The sequence below is a fragment of the Streptomyces sp. JNUCC 64 genome (assembly GCF_054484115.1).
Genome location: NZ_CM137015.1, coordinates 5,307,391 through 5,329,487 on the forward strand (window position 1 = coordinate 5,307,391; position 22,097 = coordinate 5,329,487).

General features: G+C 72.5%; 16 protein-coding genes and 1 other RNA gene. 15 read left to right on the plus strand and 2 right to left on the minus strand.

Translation table 11 applies throughout. From position 1 onward, the window contains the following. Window positions 1-13: 13 nt before the first annotated feature. Both prfB and ACVWNX_RS22075 read left to right on the plus strand, forming a co-directional pair. Window positions 14-1,120 (plus strand): peptide chain release factor 2, encoded by a 1,107-nt coding sequence (gene prfB / locus ACVWNX_RS22070; protein ID WP_454409285.1) that lies wholly within the window; start codon window positions 14-16, stop codon window positions 1,118-1,120. Window positions 1,121-1,546: 426 nt separating this feature from the next. Then, window positions 1,547-2,593: a hypothetical protein gene (locus tag ACVWNX_RS22075; protein ID WP_454409287.1), complete on the plus strand. Its 1,047-nt coding sequence runs from the start codon at window positions 1,547-1,549 to the stop codon at window positions 2,591-2,593. Window positions 2,594-2,832: 239 nt separating this feature from the next. Here the strand turns inward: ACVWNX_RS22075 and ACVWNX_RS22080 are convergent, their stop codons facing one another. Continuing rightward, complete coding sequence (locus ACVWNX_RS22080; RefSeq protein WP_454409289.1) at window positions 2,833-3,024, minus strand: hypothetical protein; 192 nt, start codon at window positions 3,022-3,024, stop codon at window positions 2,833-2,835. Window positions 3,025-3,444: 420 nt separating this feature from the next. Between ACVWNX_RS22080 and ftsE the strand changes: the two genes are divergently transcribed. The 13 genes from ftsE (at window position 3,445) to ACVWNX_RS22145 (ending at window position 20,117) form a co-directional block, all read left to right on the plus strand. Next, a complete protein-coding gene (ftsE, locus tag ACVWNX_RS22085; protein ID WP_454409290.1) occupies window positions 3,445-4,134 on the plus strand; it encodes a cell division ATP-binding protein FtsE in 690 nt (229 codons plus the stop codon). A gap of 57 nt (window positions 4,135-4,191) precedes the next feature. Further along, window positions 4,192-5,112: a permease-like cell division protein FtsX gene (gene ftsX / locus ACVWNX_RS22090; protein ID WP_454409292.1), complete on the plus strand. Its 921-nt coding sequence runs from the start codon at window positions 4,192-4,194 to the stop codon at window positions 5,110-5,112. Window positions 5,113-5,352: 240 nt separating this feature from the next. Then, window positions 5,353-6,639: a S41 family peptidase gene (locus ACVWNX_RS22095; RefSeq protein ID WP_454409294.1), complete on the plus strand. Its 1,287-nt coding sequence runs from the start codon at window positions 5,353-5,355 to the stop codon at window positions 6,637-6,639. Between the two features lie 92 nt (window positions 6,640-6,731). Continuing rightward, on the plus strand, window positions 6,732-7,211 hold the full coding sequence (gene smpB, locus ACVWNX_RS22100) for an SsrA-binding protein SmpB (protein WP_454409296.1): 480 nt from the start codon (window positions 6,732-6,734) through the stop codon (window positions 7,209-7,211). A 182-nt stretch (window positions 7,212-7,393) separates the two neighbouring features. After that, window positions 7,394-7,763, plus strand: a transfer-messenger RNA (tmRNA) gene (gene ssrA, locus ACVWNX_RS22105). 490 nt (window positions 7,764-8,253) lie between these two features. Further along, complete coding sequence (locus tag ACVWNX_RS22110) at window positions 8,254-9,003, plus strand: hypothetical protein (RefSeq protein ID WP_454409298.1); 750 nt, start codon at window positions 8,254-8,256, stop codon at window positions 9,001-9,003. Beyond that, a complete protein-coding gene (locus ACVWNX_RS22115) occupies window positions 9,003-11,186 on the plus strand; it encodes a bifunctional polysaccharide deacetylase/glycosyltransferase family 2 protein (protein WP_454409299.1) in 2,184 nt (727 codons plus the stop codon). The genes ACVWNX_RS22110 and ACVWNX_RS22115 overlap by 1 nt, the downstream gene beginning before the upstream one ends. After that, window positions 11,183-12,487 carry an acyltransferase family protein gene (locus ACVWNX_RS22120; RefSeq protein ID WP_454409301.1) on the plus strand — a complete coding sequence of 435 codons (1,305 nt, stop codon included), beginning with the start codon at window positions 11,183-11,185 and terminating at the stop codon, window positions 12,485-12,487. The genes ACVWNX_RS22115 and ACVWNX_RS22120 overlap by 4 nt, the downstream gene beginning before the upstream one ends. 440 nt (window positions 12,488-12,927) lie before the next feature. Further along, on the plus strand, window positions 12,928-13,452 hold the full coding sequence (locus tag ACVWNX_RS22125) for a sigma-70 family RNA polymerase sigma factor (protein ID WP_454409302.1): 525 nt from the start codon (window positions 12,928-12,930) through the stop codon (window positions 13,450-13,452). Next, window positions 13,449-14,237 (plus strand): zf-HC2 domain-containing protein, encoded by a 789-nt coding sequence (locus tag ACVWNX_RS22130; RefSeq protein ID WP_454409304.1) that lies wholly within the window; start codon window positions 13,449-13,451, stop codon window positions 14,235-14,237. Before ACVWNX_RS22125 ends, ACVWNX_RS22130 begins: the two co-directional genes overlap by 4 nt. Window positions 14,238-15,097: 860 nt before the next feature. Then, entirely contained in the window at window positions 15,098-17,398 is a 2,301-nt protein-coding gene (locus ACVWNX_RS22135; protein WP_454409306.1) for a HelD family protein, read from the plus strand. Between the two features lie 529 nt (window positions 17,399-17,927). After that, a complete protein-coding gene (locus tag ACVWNX_RS22140; RefSeq protein WP_454409308.1) occupies window positions 17,928-19,346 on the plus strand; it encodes an NAD-dependent malic enzyme in 1,419 nt (472 codons plus the stop codon). A gap of 489 nt (window positions 19,347-19,835) precedes the next feature. Beyond that, window positions 19,836-20,117: an HU family DNA-binding protein gene (locus ACVWNX_RS22145; RefSeq protein WP_156726700.1), complete on the plus strand. Its 282-nt coding sequence runs from the start codon at window positions 19,836-19,838 to the stop codon at window positions 20,115-20,117. 427 nt (window positions 20,118-20,544) lie between these two features. Here ACVWNX_RS22145 and murA read toward each other — a convergent pair whose 3' ends face one another. Continuing rightward, window positions 20,545-21,891: a UDP-N-acetylglucosamine 1-carboxyvinyltransferase gene (murA, locus tag ACVWNX_RS22150; protein ID WP_454409310.1), complete on the minus strand. Its 1,347-nt coding sequence runs from the start codon at window positions 21,889-21,891 to the stop codon at window positions 20,545-20,547. Window positions 21,892-22,097: the final 206 nt, after the last annotated feature.

The following is a 22,097-nucleotide window of genomic DNA, read 5'->3' on the forward strand; positions in this document are numbered from 1 at the left end:
TTACGCTGGAGCCGTGGCAGTCGTCGATGTATCCGAAGAGCTCAAGTCCCTCTCCTCGACCATGGAGTCGATCGAGGCCGTCCTGGACCTCGACAAGCTGAGGGCGGACATCGCCGTGCTGGAGGACCAGGCCGCGGCCCCCTCCCTCTGGGACGACCCGGACGCGGCACAGAAGATCACCAGCAAGCTCTCCCACCTCCAGGCGGAGGTCCGCAAGGCGGAGACGCTGCGCGGCCGGATCGACGACCTGTCCGTCCTGTTCGAGCTGGCCGAGGCCGAGGACGACGCGGACACCCGCGCCGAGGCCGAGGGCGAGCTGACGGCCGTCCGCAAGGCGCTGGACGAGATGGAGGTCCGCACCCTCCTGTCCGGCGAGTACGACGCCCGGGAGGCCCTGGTCAACATCCGGGCCGAGGCGGGCGGCGTCGACGCCGCCGACTTCGCCGAGCAGCTCCAGCGGATGTACCTGCGCTGGGCCGAGCGCCACGGCTACAAGGCCGAGGTGTACGAGACCTCGTACGCGGAGGAGGCGGGCATCAAGTCCACCACCTTCGCCGTCCAGGCCCCGTACGCGTACGGCACCCTCTCCGTGGAGCAGGGCACCCACCGGCTGGTGCGGATCTCGCCCTTCGACAACCAGGGGCGCCGCCAGACCTCGTTCGCGGGCGTCGAGGTGCTGCCCGTGGTCGAGCAGTCCGACCACGTCGAGATCGACGAGTCGGAGCTGCGGATCGACGTGTACCGCTCCTCGGGCCCCGGCGGCCAGGGCGTCAACACCACCGACTCCGCGGTGCGCATCACGCACCTGCCGACCGGGATCGTCGTCTCCTGCCAGAACGAGCGCTCGCAGATCCAGAACAAGGCGACCGCGATGAACGTCCTCCAGGCGAAGCTGCTCGAACGCCGCCGCCAGGAGGAGCAGGCCAAGATGGACGCGCTCAAGGGCGACGGCGGCAACTCCTGGGGCAACCAGATGCGCTCCTACGTCCTGCACCCGTACCAGATGGTCAAGGACCTCCGCACGGAACACGAGGTCGGCAATCCGCAGGCGGTGCTCGACGGCGAGATCGACGGTTTCCTGGAAGCCGGAATTCGCTGGCGCAAGCAGCGGGAGAAGTGACGCGCCCGTTCACGGGATTGCGTATTTGTCGACAAGGTAACCGCCCCTGACGGAGCCCTCCCTTCCTCTTCCGGATGAATTCCGGGAACCTTCTCCGGAGGCCGGGGGGCGCGCCCGGCCCGGGAATCCGGGCCTGACTGCCGCCTTCGGGGCGGCAGTTGTCGTATCCGCCGGTGTTCTGCGTCACTGTCATATAAAGGTGCCGCCCCCAACTGCCCTTATTTCGGGCATCGTGCGCGCAATGGCCTTGACGGCTTTCCGGAAAGTGGGAAGGGTGAACGCGGCATGCGTGTCTTCGGGGCGTGTGTGAGAACGGGGGCGATGGTGCGCGGCGCGTGAGGAAACGCCGCCGCGCGGTACTTCCCCCTGGCGTCCACCGCCCCGGCGCTGCTCCATCGACGATGAGCTACTGGGGGTAGCAACCAGATGACCAAGAAGACCCGGGTCCGTGTGGCACGGATCGCGGCGGGCGCGCTGATCGCGGCGGGGGCCTCCCTCACCGCCGCGGGCGCCGCCCAGGCACTCAACAGCACCGGCGTCAGCGCCAGTGCCCAGGACGACGACACCACCACCGGCGGCTCCGGCACCACGGGCGGCACCGGTGGCGAGGCCACCATCGGCGGCGGCGACGGCGGGACCACCATCGGCGGTGGTGACGGCGGGACGACCACCACCGGCGGAAGCACCGGCGAGACCACCATCGGCGGCGGTGAGAACGGGGTCACCACCACGGGTGGCGGTTCGTCGACCGGCGGCGACGCGGGTTCCTCCGGCACCTCCGGGACCAGCGGCACCTCCGGTACCAGCGGGACGACCGGTGGCGACGCCAGTTCCACCGGCACTTCCGGTACGAGTGGCACCTCCGGCACCAGCGGAACCTCCGGGACCAGTGGCACCTCGGGTACCTCTGGCGCCAGCGGCACTTCTGGTACTTCCGGCACCAGTGGCACCTCCGGCACCAGCGGTTCCACCGGCACTTCCGGGACCAGCGGCACCTCCGGTACGAGTGGTACTTCCGGGACCAGTGGCACCTCGGGTACCTCTGGCACCAGCGGAACTTCCGGTACTTCCGGCACCAGTGGTTCCACCGGCACCAGCGGCTCGACCGGCGGCGACTCCGGCTCCACCGGAACCAGCGGCACCACCGGTGGCGACGACGGTGGTGACGACGGCGAGGGCGTCAGCGGCGGCACCGGCGGTACCGGTGGCGGCGACGGCACCAGCCCCGACAGCGGCTCCGGCCCGATCCCGCAGGGTCAGGGCAAGACCAGCCTGACCGACACCGGCTCCGAGGCGGTCGGACAGGCCGGCGGCGGGCAGGGCAAGGCCGGACAGGGCGCGCCCAAGGACGAGCTGGCCGAGACCGGCGCCATGGAGACCACGTTCCTGCTGATCGGCGCCGCGACGATGATCGCGGGCGGTATCGGCTTCCGGCTGCTGCCCCGGCTCGCCTCGGGCACCCGCGCCGCCTGATCCCCGTCCAGGGGACGACCGTCCTGGCGCCCGGCGGGGTCAGGACGGACGGTCACCCGACGTGACGGACCGTACGCGCACACCGGCCGGGTGTGACGCGGGGGACGCACGGCACGGGTGAGGAACACCAGCACCATGGACAGGGCCCGGAGCGGATGCTCCGGGCCCTGTTTCCGTTCACGGCGGCCGCCGCTCCGGCCCACCGGCCGTCAGCGGCTCACGCCGAGCTCACACCGGGCTCACATCGACTGGCGGGCCAGCAGGGCCAGCGCCGTGACCAGGACGGCCAGCAGCGCGATCAGGGCCGCGGGGTGCACACCGGACCAGAGGCCGCCCTGCTGGAGGCGCTCCCTGCTGGCACGGCAGACCGGGCAGCGGCCCTCGCTGACCGGGGCCGCGCAGTTCGCGCACACCAATCGGTCGTAGGTCATGCCCTTCCTCCTCCCGCGCGGCGGAGCCTGCCGCAACGACGTTCTCTCCGCGCAACGCTCAGGGAAACGCGAGCGTTCCCCTTACCACTGTGCCAGCTTCCGGGGATTTCGGCGCGACCCGGCGTATCCCCCGGTCTCCGGGGGCACGCACCCGGCTCCCGGCGGACCGTCCGCGCCCCGGCGCACCCCCACCGCCCTCTTCTCCGCCCCCCTCTGAGGCCGGTCACCACGCGGAACCGGTCAGGGACGGTCCGGAACCGTACGGAACCGGCCGCGCCCCGGCCGATCGCCGTCCCCCGGGTCATCCCGTTCACCGACAAACCCGCGCAAGGACCTAGGGAACGGACGCCGTCGCCTGCGGCGGTCCCCCCGCGTCGCGTATGGTCACGACACCTACCCCCGGCGACCCGTGGTGCATCCGTGATCCGATTCGACAACGTCTCCAAGAGCTACCCCAAGCAGAACCGCCCCGCCCTCAGGGATGTGACCCTGGAGGTCGAACGCGGCGAGTTCGTCTTCCTCGTGGGGTCATCCGGCTCCGGCAAGTCCACCTTCCTGCGGCTCATCCTCCGCGAGGAGCGGGCCAGTCACGGCCAGGTGCACGTCCTCGGCAAGGACCTCGCCCGGCTGTCCAACTGGAAGGTGCCGCACATGCGCCGCCAGCTGGGGACGGTCTTCCAGGACTTCCGGCTGCTGCCCAACAAGACCGTCGGCGAGAACGTGGCCTTCGCCCAGGAGGTCATCGGCCGCTCCCGCGGCGAGATCCGCAAGTCGGTGCCCCAGGTGCTGGACCTCGTCGGCCTCGGCGAGAAGCAGGACCGGATGCCCGGTGAACTCTCCGGCGGTGAGCAGCAGCGCGTCGCCATCGCCCGGGCGTTCGTCAACCGCCCCAAGCTGCTGATCGCGGACGAGCCCACCGGCAACCTCGACCCGCAGACCTCCGTCGGCATCATGAAGCTGCTCGACCGGATCAACCGCACCGGCACCACCGTCGTGATGGCCACCCACGACCAGAACATCGTCGACCAGATGCGCAAGCGCGTCATCGAGCTGGAGAAGGGCCGTCTCGTCCGCGACCAGGCGCGCGGCGTCTACGGCTACCAGCACTGACCCTACGTACGCGACGTACGCGACACACATCACGTACCGAAAGGCAGAAAGCACGCGATGCGCGCCCAGTTCGTCCTGTCGGAGATCGGCGTCGGTCTCCGCCGCAATCTGACGATGACCTTCGCGGTCGTCGTCTCGGTGGCCCTCTCGCTCGCCCTGTTCGGCGGCTCCCTGCTGATGCAGGACCAGGTCAGCTCGATGAAGGGCTACTGGTACGACAAGGTCAACGTCTCGATCTACCTGTGCAACAAGACCGACGCCGAGACCGAGGAGACGGCCTGCTCCAAGGGCGCGGTGACGAGCGCGCAGAAGGAGGCCATCAAGGCCGACCTGGAGAAGATGCCGGTCGTCGACCAGGTCCTCTACGAGTCGGCCGACGAGGCGTACAAGCACTACAAGGAGCAGTTCGGGGACTCGCCGCTGGCCGCCACGCTGACCCCGGACCAGATGCAGGAGTCGTACCGGGTCAAGCTCAAGGACCCGCAGAAGTACCAGGTCGTGGCCACCGCGTTCGCCGGACGGGACGGGGTCCACTCGGTCGAGGACCAGAAGGAGACGCTGGACAGCCTCTTCGAACTCCTCGACGGGATGCGCAAGGCGGCGCTCGCGGTGATGGCGCTGATGCTGGTGGTGGCGCTGATGCTGATCGTCAACACCGTGCGGGTCTCGGCGTTCAGCAGGCGCCGGGAGACCGGGATCATGCGGCTGGTCGGCGCGTCCGGCTTCTACATCCAGGCGCCGTTCATCATGGAGGCCGCCGTGGCCGGGCTCATCGGCGGTGGTGTGGCCTGCGGATTCCTGCTGCTGGGCCGCTACTTCATGATCGACAACGGGCTGGCGCTGGCCGACAAGCTCACCCTGATCAACTTCATCGGCTGGGACGCCGTCCTGAAGACGCTCCCGCTGATCCTCGCGATCAGCGTGCTGATGCCCGCGCTCGCCGCGTTCGTCGCGCTCCGCAAATACCTCAAGGTCTGACCGCCCGGCGGCGTCTCCGGTCACCGCCGACCGCGTCCCCCGTCACCACCCACCGCGCCCCCCGTCGCCGCCGACGGGGGGCGCGGCCGTCGTCCCGGGCGCGGTGCGCGCGCCACGGCGGGGACCCCGGGCGCGGGCTCGTGTCCAGGGGCGGGGGGAGTCCCGCGGTGTGACATTCACCCCGGGCGCCGTCCCGTCAACCCGCCGTGCGATACCCGGCGTTGTCCTAGACTCACCGGCATGTCGGGCCCCGACCTGTTCAGCGATCCCCGCCGCGTCCGCCGTGGCGCGGCTCTGACCTTGGTGTTCACCAGCGTGCTCGTGACCGGCGCCGCAGCCGGTTCCTGGACCGGCACCGACCCGGCCGAGGAGGTCCGCCCGGTCGCCGCGGGCCCGGCGGCCCCCGCCGACCCCGACCGGATCGTGGACGCGGCCGTCACCGCCCTCGCCGACGGCAAGTCGCCCTCCGAGGTGCTGGAGGCCGCCGAGCGCGCCGTCAGCCGCAGCGGCGACCGCTGGGGCGCGGTCTACTCCGAGGGCGAGTACGCCGAGTACGCCCGCGCCCTCGACGGCGAGTACACCGGGGTGGGCCTCTGGGCCCGGCGCGCCGACGGCGGACTGATCGAGGTCACCCGGGTCCGCCCCGGCGGCCCCGCCGGACGGGCCGGGGTGCGCCGGGGGGACCTGATCCGCGCCATCGGCTCCACGCGCGTCGACGGACGTCCCGTCACCGAGGTCGTCGCCCTGCTGCGCGGGGACGACGCCGCCCGGGGCGGCACCCCGGCGGCGGCCGGGACGGAGGTCCGGCTGCGGCTCCAGCGCGACGGACGGCGGTGGACACGGACCCTGCGCCGGACGGTCCTCACCACCGAGACGGTGACGGTGGAACGGCTGGGCACCGCCGCCGACCCCCGCGTCATGATCAAGGTCGCCGCGTTCACCCAGGGCTCCGGCGCCGAGGTCCGCTCCGCGGTGCGCGCCGCCCCGCCCGGCGCGGGCATCCTGCTCGATCTGCGCGGCAACTCCGGCGGGCTGGTCAGCGAGGCGGCCGAGGCGGCCTCGGCCTTCCTGGACGGCGGACTGGTCGCCACCTACGACGTCCGGGGCGAGGAGCGCGCCGTCCACGCCCGGCCCGGCGGCGACACCGACCGCCCGGTGGTCGCCCTGGTGGACGGCGGCACGATGAGCGCCGCCGAACTGCTGACCGGGGCGCTCCAGGACCGGGGCCGCGCGGTGGTCGTCGGCTCGCGGACCTTCGGCAAGGGGGCGGTGCAGCTCCCCAGCGCGCTGCCGGACGGCTCGGTCGCCGAGCTGACCGTGGGCCACTACCGCACCCCCTCGGGGCGCGGCGTCGACGGCGAGGGCATCACCCCCGACCTGGAGGCGGCCGACGACGGCCCCGGCCCGGACGGCGCCCCGGACCCCGGCTCCGGCCCGGCGGACGGTCCGCCGGGCGGTGCGGCGGACGATCCGGTCGCCCGGCGGGGCGAGACGGTGCTGAGCGGACTGGGCGACGGCGGCTCCTGAGCCCCTCGCGGCCCCCGCGACCCACCCTTCCCGTTCCGCTCCGTGAATTCGCTGGCCGCGACCCCCCTGGGTGGTGCGAAAATGTCCGCACTATGGCTAAGGAAAAAGGGCGCAAGCTGATCGCGCAGAACAAGAAGGCGCGGCACGACTACCTCGTGCTCGACACCTACGAGGCCGGTCTCGTCCTCACGGGCACCGAGGTGAAGTCGCTGCGCCAGGGGCGGGCCTCCCTCGTCGACGGCTTCGTGCAGCTCGACGACAACGAGGCGTGGCTGCACAACGTGCACGTGCCGGAGTACAGCCAGGGCACCTGGACGAACCACTCGGCGCGGCGCAAGCGCAAGCTGCTGCTGCACCGCGACGAGATCGACAAGCTGTTCGCCAAGTCCCAGGAGACGGGCCACACGATCGTGCCGCTCGCCCTGTACTTCAAGGACGGCCGGGCGAAGGTCGAGATCGCGCTGGCGAAGGGCAAGAAGGAGTACGACAAGCGGCAGACCCTGCGGGAGAAGCAGGACCGCCGCGAGACGGACCGGGCGATCTCGGCGGCCCGCCGCCGTCAGCGCGCCTGATCCCGGCGACCGGCTCCTGGAAGCCCGGTCCCGGGGCCCGACCTCGCGGGTCAGTCCCGCGATCAGGCACCCGTGGTCCGGCCCGCCGTTAATGCGCTGGCACCGCGCGGCGCTGTTCCCGTACGATGGTGATCGCACCCCACCGCGAGGGCGACGGGGTGTGGACCTTGAAAAAAACACATGGGGATGATCGGTTTCGACAGCGGCTGTCGAAGCAGGGGAAGCGTGTCGAGGAAGCGGCAATGATCTCGTAAACCATATGTCGCAACCAATAATCGCCGAAACCAAGCGCGATTCCTTCGCCCTCGCTGCCTAAGTAGCGACTTGCGAAGTGTCAGCCCGGGGGTGTTCCCGACCCGGATCCTGGCATCAGCTAGGGAACTAAACTCCTAGGCCCGGTCACGGGGTCGAGGAGGAAATCTCACAGTGACTGAGCCCGTCGGAGACTTGTCCGCGTGATCTCCGGGGCCGAGAAAAGCGCAGCGGACTGCACACGGAGAAGCCCTGATTCCGCACCGTTGGACGCGGGTTCGATTCCCGCCATCTCCACATCCCTGAAAGGGCCCCCGTACCGCGCGAGCGGTGCGGGGGCCCTTTCGCGTTCTCCGGCCCCGGTGGACGCCTCCCCCGGACGGCGGGCGGTGCCCTCGGTGAACCGGCGGGTGCCTCCGCACCCCCTCCCACGAGCACCGATGTCCTCCGGGACGCCCACCCGGGCCCGGCGCGACCGGCCCTCCGGCGTCCCGTGCCGTCCCGCTTCCGTGACGGTCCGGTGCCGTCCCCCCGCCCCGGACCGGCCGTCCGGCCCGGTTTCCCCCGTGCCCGGAGGGACACGGGGGGCGGTTTCCGGACAGGGGGCGAGGCGGGGTGTGTGTCCACGTTCTGGCTTGTATCCTCCACCTTCGCTCACGTGCGCTACATTCGTCGCCTGAGCACATCGGTGGTTGTGGGGGCGCTCGGACCGGGTGGGGGCCTGGTGACAGCGGCGTGTGCTCAGCGCCGTCGGCGCGCTCATGGAGTTCGTGGGGGGATGCGCGCACGCATGGAAAGTTGGCGAGAAGACGCCCAACCTGGGCAGACGCATGATCCAAATGAGGTCACCGTCCAGATGGACGGCCTCGGCAGACAGCTCGGCGAGCTGAAGGCCGCGGCGGCCTCGCCGGGGGAGGCGTCACCCGACGGTCCGGTGTTCGTGGACGAGACCGGACGCCGCAGCAGGCTGTACCGGCGGATAGGCATGGCCGTCGTCACCGGCTGCGCGGTCTACGCGTGCGTCATCGTGGCGACGGTCGTCTCCGGAAACTCCAGCGCGCCCTGGCTGCCCGTCCCCGAGACGCAGGCCGAGCCCGCCGGGAAGGTCAAGCCCTCCCCGCGTCCCGAGGAGTCCGCCTCCGCCCGCCCCTCGGCCTCCACCAGCGCCGATCCGTCCCCCTCGGACACCGCCGTCACCGAGTCCGCGCCCGCCCGGGACACGACCCCGGTCACCGGCGGCTCCCGGGCCCCGGTCACCGGCGGGGGCGCCGGAACCGCCACCGCGGAGGAGTCCGCCGAGGCCCCCGGGCCCGGGGAGCCCTCGCGCACCGCCAGCGCGCCCGGCCGCTCCACCGCCCCCGCGCTGCCCACCCGGATCCCGCCCAGCGGCGGGCCCGACGCGGACCCCGGTGCCACCGAAGGCCCCGCCTCCACCCCGCCCACCACGCCCGGGAGCCCCTCGGCGCCCCCGACCGACGCGTCACCGCCCCCGGCCGGTGACGACGGCCAGCCCCTCGCGGCACCGGAGGACGCTCCGTAATGGGTTCCCGCAACCGCGGCCGTCGGGCCAGACCCCGGCGCCGCCGTCTTCCCCTGCGCTATCTGCTGCCCGTCCTGGTGCTGGCCGCGCTGATGGCCATGCTGATGCTGCGCGGCTACGTCCACAGCGAGATCCTCGCCGACCACCGCATCGCCCCGTCGACCGCCAACGAGCGGGTGCCCGACGCGATCCGGAAAGGCAAGCCCGTCATCGACGTGCGGGGCGGCAAGCTCAGCACCCACGGCGTCCCCGACGACAAGGTCGTCCTCACCTTCGACGACGGCCCCGACCCCGAGTGGACCCCGAAGGTCCTCGACGTGCTGAAGAAGCACGACGCGCGCGGCGTCTTCTTCGTCACCGGCACCATGACCTCCCGCCACCCCGAGCTGGTCCAGCGGATGGTGGACGAGGGCCACGAGATCGGGCTGCACACCTTCAACCACCCCGACCTGTCGCTCCAGTCCACCCGGCGCATCGACTGGGAGCTGTCCCAGAACCAGCTCGCCCTCGCGGGCGCCGCCGACATCCGCACCTCGCTGTTCCGGCCCCCGTACTCGTCGTTCGCGCACGCCTTCGACAACCGCAACTGGCCGGTCACCCAGTACATCGGCGGCCACGGCTACCTCACCGTCGTCAACGACACCGACAGCCAGGACTGGAAGCGCCCCGGCGTCGACGCGATCATCCGCAAGTCCCTGCCGAAGCCGGGCAAGGGCGCCATCGTCCTGATGCACGACTCCGGCGGCGACCGCTCGCAGACCGTCGCCGCGCTCGACCGGATGATCCCGGACCTCAAGGACGACGGGTACGAGTTCACCAACCTGACCCAGGCCCTCGGCATGCCCAGCGCCCACACCCCGGTCAGCGGTCTGGACCTGTGGAAGGGCAAGGCGTGGATCCTGCTGGTGCAGGCCGCCGAGCACCTCACCACGGTCCTCGCCGCCGGTCTCGCGGTGATCGGGTTCCTCGTCATCGTCCGCTTCGGACTGATGCTCCTGCTGTCGTTCCTGCACGCCCGCAAGGTCCGGGCCCGGAACTTCCGCTGGGGACCGGCGATCACCGAACCCGTCTCGGTGCTGGTGCCCGCGTACAACGAGGCCAAGTGCATCGAGAACACCGTCCGGTCGCTGGTCGACAGCGACCATCCGATCGAGATCCTGGTCATCGACGACGGCTCCTCCGACGGCACCGCCCGCATCGTCGAGGACATGCGGATCCCCAACGTCCGGGTGGTGCGCCAGCTCAACGCGGGCAAGCCCGCCGCCCTCAACCGGGGCATCGCCAACGCCAGCCACGACCTCATCGTGATGATGGACGGCGACACCGTCTTCGAGCCGTCCACCGTCCGCGAACTGGTCCAGCCCTTCGGCGACCCCCGGGTCGGCGCCGTCGCGGGCAACGCCAAGGTCGGCAACCGGGACTCCCTCATCGGGGCCTGGCAGCACATCGAGTACGTGATGGGCTTCAACCTCGACCGCCGGATGTACGACGTGCTGCGCTGCATGCCGACGATCCCCGGCGCGGTCGGCGCCTTCCGCCGCACCGCCCTCCAGCGGGTCGGCGGGATGAGCGAGGACACCCTCGCCGAGGACACCGACATCACCATGGCCATGCACCGCGACGGCTGGCACGTCGTCTACGCGGAGAGGGCCCGCGCCTGGACCGAGGCCCCCGAGTCCGTGCAGCAGCTGTGGTCCCAGCGCTACCGCTGGTCCTACGGCACCATGCAGGCCATCTGGAAGCACCGCCGCGCCCTGGTGGAACGGGGACCCTCCGGCCGCTTCGGCCGGGTCGGACTGCCGCTGGTCTCGCTGTTCATGGTGCTCGGCCCGCTGCTCGCCCCGCTGATCGACGTGTTCCTGCTGTACGGGCTGGTCTTCGGGCCCACCGGCAAGACCGTCACCGCCTGGCTCGGCGTCCTCGCCATCCAGGCCGCCTGCGCCGCCTACGCCTTCCGGCTCGACCGCGAGAAGATGGTCCACCTCGTCTCGCTGCCGCTCCAGCAGATCCTCTACCGGCAGCTCATGTACGTGGTGCTGCTCCAGTCCTGGATCACCGCGCTGACCGGCGGACGGCTGCGCTGGCAGAAGCTGCGCCGCACCGGGGTCGTCGGCTCGGCCCCCGGCGGCGCCCCGCGCCCCGCCGAACCCGTCCCCGGCGGCGACCGGAGGCCGGTGGCATGACGTACCCCCCGCAGGGTCCCGGACCGGGCCCCGCCACCGGCGCGCCCGACTGGGTCACCCGGGGCTGGGACACCCACCAGGCGGCACCCGTTCCCCAGCGCCCGCCCGCCCCGGTCACCGACCCGGAGCCCACCGCCGAGGCGGCGGCCCCGGCCACCGGGCGGGCCGCGGGCCGGGACCGCTATCTGGATCTGCTGCGCACCCTCGCCCTGGTCCGGGTGGTCGTCTACCACGTCTACGGCTGGGCCTGGCTGACCATCGTCTTCCCGTCCATGGGCGTGATGTTCGCGCTCGCGGGCGCCCTGATGGCCCGTTCCCTCAAGCGCCCCGCGTGGGGCGTGATCAAGGGCCGGATCCGACGGCTGCTGCCGCCGCTGTGGCTCTTCGGCGCGTTCCTGGTGCCGTTGATGTTCCTCGCGGGCTGGGACCCGGGCAGCGACCCGAACCAGACCGGCAACTGGGGCTGGATCAAACTCCTCAACTACCTGCTGCCCGTGGGCTCGCCCGTCTATCCGCTGAGCCTCGGCGAGGACGGCGGACTGCTGGACGCCACCTGGGCCATGCAGGCGGCGGCCCCCCTGTGGTACCTGCGCACCTACCTCTGGCTGGTGGTGGCCTCGCCGCTGCTGCTGTGGGCGTTCCGCCGACTGCCCTGGGGCACCGTGGCGGCCTCGCTGGGGCTGGCCTTCGTGTTCGGCTCCGGGTTCGTCGAGATCCCGGGCTCCACCGGGTACGCGATCCAGGGCTTCTCCGTCTACGCGGGCTGCTGGCTGCTGGGCTTCGCCCACGAGGAGGGCGTCCTCCAGCGGCTGCCGCGCTACGTCACCGTCTCGGTCGCCGCGTTCGTCATGGCCTTCGGACTGTGGTGGGCCTCCGGCCACCAGACCGAGTTCGGCATGGACCTCAACGAGATCCCGCTCGCCCAGGCCACCTGGTCGTTCGGCGCGGTCGCGATCCTCCTGGTGTACGCGCCCTCCTGGCGGCACCTGCCCGGACGGCTGGCCCGCTGGGACAAGCTCGTCACCCTGTTCAACAACCGGGCCGTGACGATCTACCTGTGGCACAACACCCTGATCCTCGCCACCATCCCGATGATCTCCAAGCTGTACGACCTCCCGTTCATGACGGAGGGGTCGATGCGGGTGCTCACGGCCACCTTCCAACTGTGGATGGTGGTCCTGGTCTGGCCGCTGATCGCGCTGGCGATCCTCGCGGTGGGCTGGCTGGAGGACGTGGCCGCCCGCCGCCGCCCCCGGCTCTGGCCCACCACCCCGGCCCCCCGCCGGACCCGCCGCCACTGACGCCCGCCCGTCCGTCCGTTCCCGTCCGTCCCGTCCCCGTACCTCCCGGTTCCCGTCCGCCGTCCCGGTGGGCGGGAACCGGCGTCGGGCTGGCCTGATTTCGATCAACCGACCAGCCGTCCGCTCCGTCCCGGGCGGCGCGATGGCCGGAAACACCCGCCCCGCCAACGGGTGTCCGCCCCACCCGGCCCTCCGGCGACAGGCCCCGCCATAGCCGGACATACTCCGTCCCCGATCTCACCCAGGGTGACCCGGACGCTACAAGTCCCGTACGGAGAGCCCCACTTGGTCCCCGTTCTGAACGGGCTCCTGTCCCCGCCCGTATCCCCGGGTGCACACGAGCGGCCGGACCCTGTCCGGGCGAATCGGGGACAGCGGAGGTAGGCGTGCGCAAGGATTCAGCCGTGGCCGATGACCGCCCGCCGAGGGCCCGACATCGAATGATCCAGCCCCCGTCCGAGCCGGACGAGGAGCTGATGCGCGCGCTGTACCGGGAACACGCGGGCCCCCTGCTCGCCTATGTGCTGCGGCTGGTCGCGGGGGACCGGCAGCGGGCCGAGGACGTCGTCCAGGAGACCCTCATCCGGGCCTGGAAGAACGCCGGTCAACTGGGGAACGCGACGGGTTCGGTACGCCCCTGGCTGGTGACCGTGGCCCGGCGTATCGTGATCGACGGCCACCGCAGCCGACAGGCCCGGCCGCAGGAGGTCGAGCCGTCCCCCCTGGAGGTCATCCCCGCGGAGGACGAGATCGACAAGGCGTTGTGGCTGATGACACTCTCGGACGCGCTCGACGACCTGACACCGGCCCACCGGGAGGTCCTCGTCGAGACCTACTTCAAGGGGCGCACGGTCAACGAGGCGGCCCAGACCCTCGGCATACCCAGCGGGACCGTGCGGTCACGGGTGTTCTACGCCCTCCGCTCGATGAAGCTGGCACTGGAGGAGCGGGGGGTGACGGCATGACACCGGACGAGGGCCACGACATCCACGAGACGGTGGGCGCCTACGCGCTCGGCGTCCTGGACGCGCGCGAGGCCGCCGCCTTCGAGGGCCACCTCGCGGTCTGCGCCTGGTGCGCCGGACAACTGGACGAACTCGCGGGCCTGGAACCGGTGCTCGCGGCCCTCGCCGACCTGCCCGGCGCCCCCGGCACCCGGCGCGGCACCCCGGACACCGGCGGCGCGCTCGGCGCGCGGCCGACCCCGCGCCTCGCGGAACGGCTCGTCGGCGAGGTCACCGTCCGCCGGGTCCGCGCCAAGCGCCGGGGGCTGTACCTGGCGGCCGCGGCGGCGGTGCTGATCGTCGGCGGACCGCTCGCCGCCGTGACCGTCACGGGCGGACGGGACGACCGTCCGCCCGCCGCCCTGGACCCGCACCCGACGAGCCCCGCCGAGGACGCCTTCTTCCACCACATGGAGGAGAAGATCGCGGCGACCGGCCCGGCGTCCCGGGTCACCGCCACGATCGGCCTGGAACGCAAGGCGTGGGGCACCCACACCGTCCTGGAGCTGAAGAACGTCAAGGGCCCCCGCAAGTGCAGTCTGATCGCCGTCGGCAAGGACGGCGCCCGCGAGACCGTCACCACCTGGTCCGTGCCCACCCGGGGCTACGGGATCGCGGACGCCCCCCGGAAGGAGGCCCGCCACCCGCTGTACGTGCACGGGGGCGCGGCCATGGCCCGGGACGACATCAGCCACTTCGAGGTCCGCACCCTGGACGGAAAGGAACTGGTGAAGGTCCGGGTCTAGCCCCGGCACCCCCTCCAGCGGCCCGGGCTCCCTCACCCGGCCGCCCTTGAGCCCCCGGCTCCGTGCCCTGGTCCCGGCCCCGAGTCCCTCCGCCCCGCCCACCGGCGACCGGGCCCCGTCACACCCCGTACACCCGCCACTCCGTACGCCCGGAACCTCCGCAACCCGTTACGCGGGGCGGTCTCCGGGCTTTCTCGCTGTCCGGGCCCGCCGTCCGGAGTCCCCGCCACCGGAGCCCCGCGCGGGTCCGTCGTGGCCGTTCGCGCAGTTCCCCGCGCCCCTGACGGGGCCCGCCTGACGCAGGGCGTGCCCTGGCTGGGGTGCGTTGGCCGGTGCGGGTGCGCTTCGGGTGCTCGCGCAGTTCCCCGCGCCCCTTCGGGTGCGCTCCGGTTCGGGTGCGTTGTCCGGTGCGGGTCCGTCGTGGCTGCTCGCGCCGTTCCCCGCGCCCCTGACGGGGCCCGGCAGAAGCCACGCCCCACCCGCAGGACGCGCCCCGAAAGGGGCGCGGGGAACGGCGCGGCCAACCCCCGACAACCCGCGGGGAAACAACGCACCCCAGGTGGCAGCCCCGTCAGGGGCGCGGGGAACTGCGCGAACGACCACGGCGCACCCGCAGACGACCACGAGCCCCGGACAGAGCGGACCGAAGGGGCGCGGGGAACTGCGCGAGCGACCGACCCGGACGGGAAGCCGACCGCCGGGCCCCGGGAGGCCGGCGCCCACCGCCCCGGGGAGCCACCCGGACCCGGATCCCGGCGGCCGGCCGGGGGGACCCGCGCCCCCGGCGGGACGACGCGTGGCGCGCCCGCACTTCGGTGGCGTACGGTGGACGGCTGCCATGCACGTCAGAAGGGGGCCCGGTGGCCGCTCAGCACGCCGCTCTCGACTCGGTCCGTGAACGCGAGATCGGTGTCGAACAGGACCATCTCGACCAGGTCTACCGACGCCTTGAGGAGAAGATCCAGGACGCCGAGTTCCTGATGCGGGACGCGGCCCGGCTCAGCCAGGTCGGCACCCCCGGCGCGCTCGCCGAACGCGACGCGCAGGTCTTCCGCGCCGGAGTCCACCTCAACCGCCTCAACAGCGAGTTCGAGGACTTCCTGTTCGGCCGGATCGACCTGTTGGAGGGCAAGGACGGCGAGAAGGGCCCGGACGGCGCCTACACCTCCGTCGAACCCGCCGAGGGCGCCGTCAGCCCTGACCCCGCCGACCCCGCCCGGCAGCTCGCCGACATCGCGGAGACCCTGCACATCGGGCGGATCGGGGTCCTCGACGCGGACTACACCCCGCTCGTCATCGACTGGCGGGCGCCCGCCGCCGCGCCCTTCTACCGCTCCACGCCCGTCGAACCGGGCCGGGTGGTCCGCCGCCGGGTGATCCGCTCCAAGGGCCGCCGGGTGCTCGGCGTCGAGGACGACCTGATGCGCCCCGAGCTGACCGCCCGCCTGGACGGCCGGGAACTCCCGGTGATCGGGGACGGCGCGCTGATGGCCGCGCTCGGCCAGGCCCGCGGCCACACCATGCGGGACATCGTCGCCTCCATCCAGGCCGAGCAGGACCTGGTCATCCGGGCCCCCGCCGCCTCCGTCACCCTGGTCGAGGGCGGCCCCGGCACCGGCAAGACCGCCGTCGCCCTGCACCGGGCCGCCTACCTGCTCTACCAGGACCGGCGCCGCTACTCCGGCGGCATCCTGATCATCTCCCCGACCCCGCTGCTCGTCGCCTACACCGAGGGCGTGCTGCCCTCGCTCGGCGAGGAGGGCCAGGTCGCCATCCGGGCGCTGGGCTCCCTGGTGGACGGGGCCGAGGCCACCGTCTACGACACCCCGGCCACCGCCCGGGTCAAGGGCTCGTCCCGGATGGTCCGGGTGCTGCGCAAGGCCGCGCGCGGGGCGCTGGAGTCCCGGGCCGAGGGCACCGACCGGCTGCGGGTGGTCGTCCACGGCCGCCGTCTGGAACTCGACGCCGACCGGCTGGCCCGGGTCCGGGAGGCCGCGCTCGGCGGCACCGCCCCGGTGAACCTGCTGCGCCCGCGCGCACGGCGGCTGCTGCTGGACGCGCTGTGGTCCCAGTCGGGTTCGGCGTCCCGGCACACCGACCCGGAGCTGGCGGCGGAACTGCGCTCCTCCTTCGACGAGGACGTCACCTCCGAGGACTCGTTCCTCTCCTTCCTGGACGCCTGGTGGCCCGAGCTGACGCCCCGCCGGGTGCTGGCGGCGATGGGCGACGAGAAGCGGCTGGCCCGCTGGTCCCGCCGGATCCTCAACCCGGGGGAGACCCGCCGGGTGGCCCGCTCCCTCCAGCGCGAGGAGCTCTCCGTCCACGACGTGGCGCTCCTCGACGAACTCCACGCGGTGCTCGGCGCCCCGGCCCGCCCCCGCCAGCGCCGCGAGGCCGACCCCCTGGACCAGCTCACCGGGCTGGAGGAGCTGATGCCGGTCCGCGAGGAGAGCCGCCGCGAGCGCGCCGAGCGGCTGGCCGCCGAACGCGTCGAGTACGCGCACGTGATCGTGGACGAGGCCCAGGACCTCACCCCCATGCAGTGGCGCATGGTGGGCCGCCGGGGACGGCACGCCACCTGGACGGTGGTGGGCGACCCCGCGCAGTCCTCCTGGTCGGACGTGGACGAGGCGGCCGAGGCCCGGGACGAGGCGCTCGGCCACCGCCCCCGCCGCCGCTTCGCGCTCACCGTGAACTACCGCAACCCGGCCGAGATCGCCGAGGTGGCCTCCCGGGTGCTCGCCCTGGCCATGCCCGGCGCGGTCTCCCCGTCCGCCGTGCGCTCCACCGGCCTCGCGCCCCGGTTCGCGGCCCTCGGGGACGCCCGGTGGGGGACGGCGGTGCGGGCCGAGGCCGAACGGCTGCTCGGGGAGGTGGAGGGCACGGTCGGCGTGGTCGTCGCCATGAACCGCCGCGCCGAGGCCGCCCGCTGGCTCGCCGGACTCGGCGACCGGGTGGTCGCCCTCGGCAGCCTGGAGGCCAAGGGCCTGGAGTACGACGCCACGGTCGTGGTCTCCCCGGCGGAGATCGCCGACGAGTCGCCCGCCGGGCTGCGGGTGCTGTACGTGGCGCTCACCCGGGCCACCCGGCGGCTCACCGTGGTCTCCGGCCCCCGGGACGAACCCGACGCCGAGGGCGTCCCCGACCTGCTGCGGGACTGACCTCCCCCCGGGTGGTCCCCGGCCCCCGTTCGGCCCCACCGGGGACCGACCTGGGCGACGGGAATTGCCTTGCGGGGATCGTTTGTTACCGTGGACGTGACACCGGCCCGATCCAAGCCCCCGGGCCCAACCTTCGTCGCTACGAGCGACCACTTGCCGCGAGGCGAGCATGGCGGGCCGGTGTCGTCCAGACCACGCGAGAGGCCCGTGCCCCGGAAACACCAGGGGCACGGGCCTCTCCGCCGTTCCGGGCCCCGTCCGCCGGGCGGGGGCCTGCCGCCGGGCGGGCTGTGCCGCCGGGCGGGCTGTGACGGGGACCTCTCCGCGTTCCACCGGTTTTCCGTATTCTGGAACAAACCTTCCGTAAACAATGGTCCGGCTCCGTGAACAAAAGCTCCGCAATACGGGGCGGCTAGCACGTACCCGACAGTAGGTGCGACCATCGGAAGGCGCCGCCCGGCCCCGCCGGGTGGCGTGCACGTGACACGACGACGTGCACGCGGAACAGAGGGAAGTAGAGGAAGTCGGCATGGCAACGGCGCCCAGCGTCTCCTACTCGATGACGGTCCGACTGGAGGTGCCGGCCAGCGGAACCGCGGTGTCGCAGCTCACGACCGCCGTCGAGTCCTCCGGTGGCTCGGTGACCGGCCTCGACGTCACGGCCTCGGGCCACGAGAAGCTGCGCATCGACGTCACCATCGCCGCGACCTCCACCGCCCACGCCGAGGAGATCGTCGGCAAGCTCCGGACCATCGAGGGCGTCGTCCTCGGCAAGGTCTCGGACCGGACGTTCCTGATGCACCTCGGCGGCAAGATCGAGATGCAGTCCAAGCACCCCATCCGCAACCGCGACGACCTCTCCATGGTCTACACGCCGGGCGTGGCGCGGGTCTGCATGGCCATCGCGGAGAACCCCGAGGACGCCCGCCGGCTCACCATCAAGCGCAACTCCGTCGCCGTGGTCACCGACGGCTCCGCCGTCCTCGGCCTCGGCAACATCGGCCCCAAGGCCGCGCTGCCCGTGATGGAGGGCAAGGCCGCCCTCTTCAAGCGCTTCGCCGGGATCGACGCCTGGCCGCTCTGCCTGGACACCCAGGACACCGACGCGATCGTCGAGATCGTCAAGGCGATCGCCCCCGGCTTCGCGGGCATCAACCTGGAGGACATCTCCGCGCCCCGCTGCTTCGAGATCGAGGCGCGGCTGCGGGAGGCCCTGGACATCCCCGTCTTCCACGACGACCAGCACGGCACCGCCATCGTGGTCCTCGCCGCCCTCACCAACGCCCTGCGGGTGGTCGGCAAGGCGATCGGCGACGTGCGCGTGGTGATGTCCGGCGCGGGCGCCGCCGGTACCGCCATCCTCAAGCTGCTGCTGGCCGCCGGGGTCAAGAAGGCCGTCGTCGCCGACATCCACGGAGTGGTGCACGGCGGCCGTGAGGACCTCGTCGCCGCCGACGCCGAGTCCCCGCTGCGCTGGATCGCCGACAACACCAACCCCGAGGGCCTCACCGGCACCCTGAAGGAGGCCGTGCGCGGCGCGGACGTCTTCATCGGCGTCTCCGCCCCCAACGTCCTCGACGGGGACGACGTGGCCGCCATGGCCGACGGGGCGATCGTCTTCGCCCTGGCCAACCCGGACCCCGAGGTGGAGCCCTCCATCGCCCGGCAGACCGCCGCGGTGGTCGCCACCGGCCGCTCCGACTTCCCCAACCAGATCAACAACGTGCTGGTCTTCCCGGGCGTCTTCCGCGGTCTGCTCGACGCGCAGTCCCACACCGTCAACACGGACATGATGCTGGCCGCGGCGAGCGCCCTCGCGGACGTCGTCACCGAGGACGAGCTGAACCCGAACTACATCATCCCCAGCGTCTTCAACGACAAGGTCGCCGGGGCCGTGGCGGGCGCGGTGCGCCACGCCGCGAAGGCGGTCACCACCGCCGGTCGCTGAACGGAACACCGATGAGGGGCGTCCCGCGCGGGGCGCCCCTCGCGGCGTGCCCGCACCCGCGCACGCGCCGTCCGGCGAACCCCCAAGAGCGCTCAAGAGCGGTCAGGAGCCCCCGGAAGCTCCCGGGAACCCCCACCCCCGGACACCGGCGCGTCGCGCTCCACGACCGGCGCCGTCCGCCCTAGGCTGAACGCCCAGCGGGGGCGTGACCAGCGTGACGAGGTCGGCGCCAGCCAGGACGATCACTCCGCGCACCCCCCTGCGCTCCGCTTCCGGGACCGAACGGAGCGTCACCGTTTCGTACCGGTGGCGCTTTTCGTGTGACTCCCAGGGGTGCCGGATTGGCGTTCCCGCCGCAGGTGGGGGCAGGATGCCTCTCTGGGCGCGAGGGTCTGGCGACGGACCCGGGTCAGGGGCCCGACCGAGGACCCTGGCAGCATCGGCTTCGATCTCACGCCTCAACGGCAAGATGAACACGGGAGTACAAACATGAACCGCAGTGAGCTGGTGGCCGCGCTGGCCGACCGCGCCGAGGTGACCCGCAAGGACGCCGACGCCGTGCTGGCCGCGTTCGCCGAGACGGTCGGCGAGATCGTCGCCAAGGGCGACGAGAAGGTCACCATCCCCGGCTTCCTGACCTTCGAGCGCACCCACCGTGCCGCTCGCACCGCCCGCAACCCGCAGACCGGTGAGCCGATCGACATCCCCGCCGGGTTCAGCGTGAAGGTCTCCGCCGGGTCCAAGCTGAAGGAAGCCGCCAAGGGCAAGTAAGGCGGCCCGCTCCCGCGCCGGAGACGGCGCGGGGCACACAGGCGCAAGGGGCGGCACCCGGGCCAGGGTGCCGCCCCCTCGCGTTCCCGGCCTCCGCCCGCTGTCGGTTCCCGCGTCGTTTCCCCTGCCGTTTCCGGCAGGTACGGACATCGACGGGCATGAGTGAGCGCGGACGGACACAGGCGGACGCGGACGGACAGTGGCGGACGCGGTCGGACACAGATGGACGCGGACGGTCATGGACGGACACGGGACGGGCCCCGGCGGCCCCGGAGCGCCCCGGACACCACCGGGACCGTCCAGGGCCACCAGGGCCCGTCACACGGCCTTGCACGTCGTCCACGGCCCCGCCCGCCGGCCGCCGCAGCTCCCCCGGAGCACCGGGGGAGCGCACGGGCCGCTGGCGTCGCCGCCGGAACCGGCCGGGTCAGCCGCCGAGCGGCGCCTTCCCCGGCAGCTCCACCTTGGCCCCGAGGTCCCGGAGCTTGTCCATGAAGTTCTCGTAGCCCCGGTTGATCAGCTCGATGCCGTGCACCCGGGACGTGCCCTGCGCGGCCAGCGCCGCGATCAGATACGAGAAGCCGCCCCGCAGATCGGGGATGACCAGATCGGCGCCCTGGAGGCGGGTCGGCCCGGACACCACCGCGGAGTGCAGGAAGTTGCGCTGCCCGAACCGGCAGTCCGAACCGCCCAGGCACTCCCGGTAGAGCTGGATGTGCGCGCCCATCTGGTTCAGCGCCGAGGTGAACCCGAGCCGCGACTCGTACACCGTCTCGTGGATGATCGACAGCCCGGTCGCCTGGGTCAGCGCCACCACCAGCGGCTGCTGCCAGTCGGTCTGGAAACCGGGGGCCACGTCGGTCTCCAGCGCGATGGCGTTGAGCGTGCCGCCCGGGTGCCAGAAGCGGATGCCCTCGTCGTCGATCTCGAAGGCGCCGCCGACCTTGCGGTAGGTGTTCAGGAACGTCATCATCGAGCGCTGCTGCGCCCCGCGGACGTAGATGTTGCCCTCGGTCGCCAGCGCGGCGGACGCCCAGGACGCCGCCTCCAGCCGGTCCGGGAGGGCCGCGTGGGTGTAGCCGCCGAGCTTCTCCACACCGGTGATCCGGATGGTGCGGTCCGTGTCGATGGCGATGATCGCGCCCATCTTCTGGAGCACGCAGATCAGGTCCTCGATCTCCGGCTCCACGGCGGCGTTCGACAGCTCGGTGACGCCCTCCGCGAGCACCGCCGTCAGCAGCACCTGCTCGGTGGTGCCGACCGACGGGTACGGCAGCCGGATCTTGGTGCCGCGCAGTCGCTGCGGCGCCTCCAGGTACTGGCCGTCGTCGCGCTTCTCGATGCGCGCGCCGAACTGGCGCAGCACGTCGAAGTGGAAGTCGATGGGACGGCCGCCGATGTCGCAGCCGCCGAGGCCCGGGATGAACGCGTGGCCCAGCCGGTGCAGCAGCGGGCCGCAGAACAGGATCGGGATCCGGGAGGAACCCGCGTGGGCGTCGATGTCCGCGACGTTGGCGCTCTCCACGTGGGTCGGGTCGAGCACCAGCTCGCCGGGTTCCTCGCCGGGGCGGACCGTCACGCCGTGGAGCTGGAGCAGGCCGCGCACGACCCGGACGTCGCGGATGTCCGGAACGTTGCGGAGTCTGCTCGGACCGCTGCCGAGCAGCGCGGCGACCATGGCCTTGGGCACGAGGTTCTTCGCGCCGCGGACACGGATCTCGCCCTCCAGCGGGGTTCCGCCGTGGACAAGGAGGACATCGTCGTTGACGGTCATGTATCTCGCGTTCCGAGTGAGAAGGGCAGGGGCCGAGCAGCAAGCGTAATGGCCGTAACCCCCCCTTCCGTAAGCCCGTCGGGGCCTCGGGCTGGTCAGGACTCGGCCACAACACGCACCGGGGTCGGACGTGCGCGGGGGGTGACCGTTCCGGGGGCGCGTCCCGGGGGCGCGCGGCCCGCGCGCTGGGGCCCTCGCGGGTCCCG

Excerpts from the sequence above, each read along its gene's own strand:
- ACVWNX_RS22075 (WP_454409287.1), top strand. The coding sequence starts at position 1,547 with ATGACCAAGAAGACCCGGGTCCGTGTGGCACGGATCGCGGCGGGCGCG.
- ACVWNX_RS22125 (WP_454409302.1), top strand. The coding sequence starts at position 12,928 with ATGATCCAGCCCCCGTCCGAGCCGGACGAGGAGCTGATGCGCGCGCTG.
- ACVWNX_RS22110 (WP_454409298.1), top strand. The coding sequence starts at position 8,254 with ATGGAAAGTTGGCGAGAAGACGCCCAACCTGGGCAGACGCATGATCCA.
- ftsX (WP_454409292.1), top strand. The coding sequence starts at position 4,192 with ATGCGCGCCCAGTTCGTCCTGTCGGAGATCGGCGTCGGTCTCCGCCGC.
- ACVWNX_RS22080 (WP_454409289.1), bottom strand. The coding sequence starts at position 3,024 with ATGACCTACGACCGATTGGTGTGCGCGAACTGCGCGGCCCCGGTCAGC.
- smpB (WP_454409296.1), top strand. The coding sequence starts at position 6,732 with ATGGCTAAGGAAAAAGGGCGCAAGCTGATCGCGCAGAACAAGAAGGCG.
- ACVWNX_RS22120 (WP_454409301.1), top strand. The coding sequence starts at position 11,183 with ATGACGTACCCCCCGCAGGGTCCCGGACCGGGCCCCGCCACCGGCGCG.
- ACVWNX_RS22115 (WP_454409299.1), top strand. The coding sequence starts at position 9,003 with ATGGGTTCCCGCAACCGCGGCCGTCGGGCCAGACCCCGGCGCCGCCGT.
- ACVWNX_RS22130 (WP_454409304.1), top strand. The coding sequence starts at position 13,449 with ATGACACCGGACGAGGGCCACGACATCCACGAGACGGTGGGCGCCTAC.
- murA (WP_454409310.1), bottom strand. The coding sequence starts at position 21,891 with ATGACCGTCAACGACGATGTCCTCCTTGTCCACGGCGGAACCCCGCTG.
- ACVWNX_RS22145 (WP_156726700.1), top strand. The coding sequence starts at position 19,836 with ATGAACCGCAGTGAGCTGGTGGCCGCGCTGGCCGACCGCGCCGAGGTG.
- ACVWNX_RS22095 (WP_454409294.1), top strand. The coding sequence starts at position 5,353 with ATGTCGGGCCCCGACCTGTTCAGCGATCCCCGCCGCGTCCGCCGTGGC.
- ACVWNX_RS22140 (WP_454409308.1), top strand. The coding sequence starts at position 17,928 with ATGGCAACGGCGCCCAGCGTCTCCTACTCGATGACGGTCCGACTGGAG.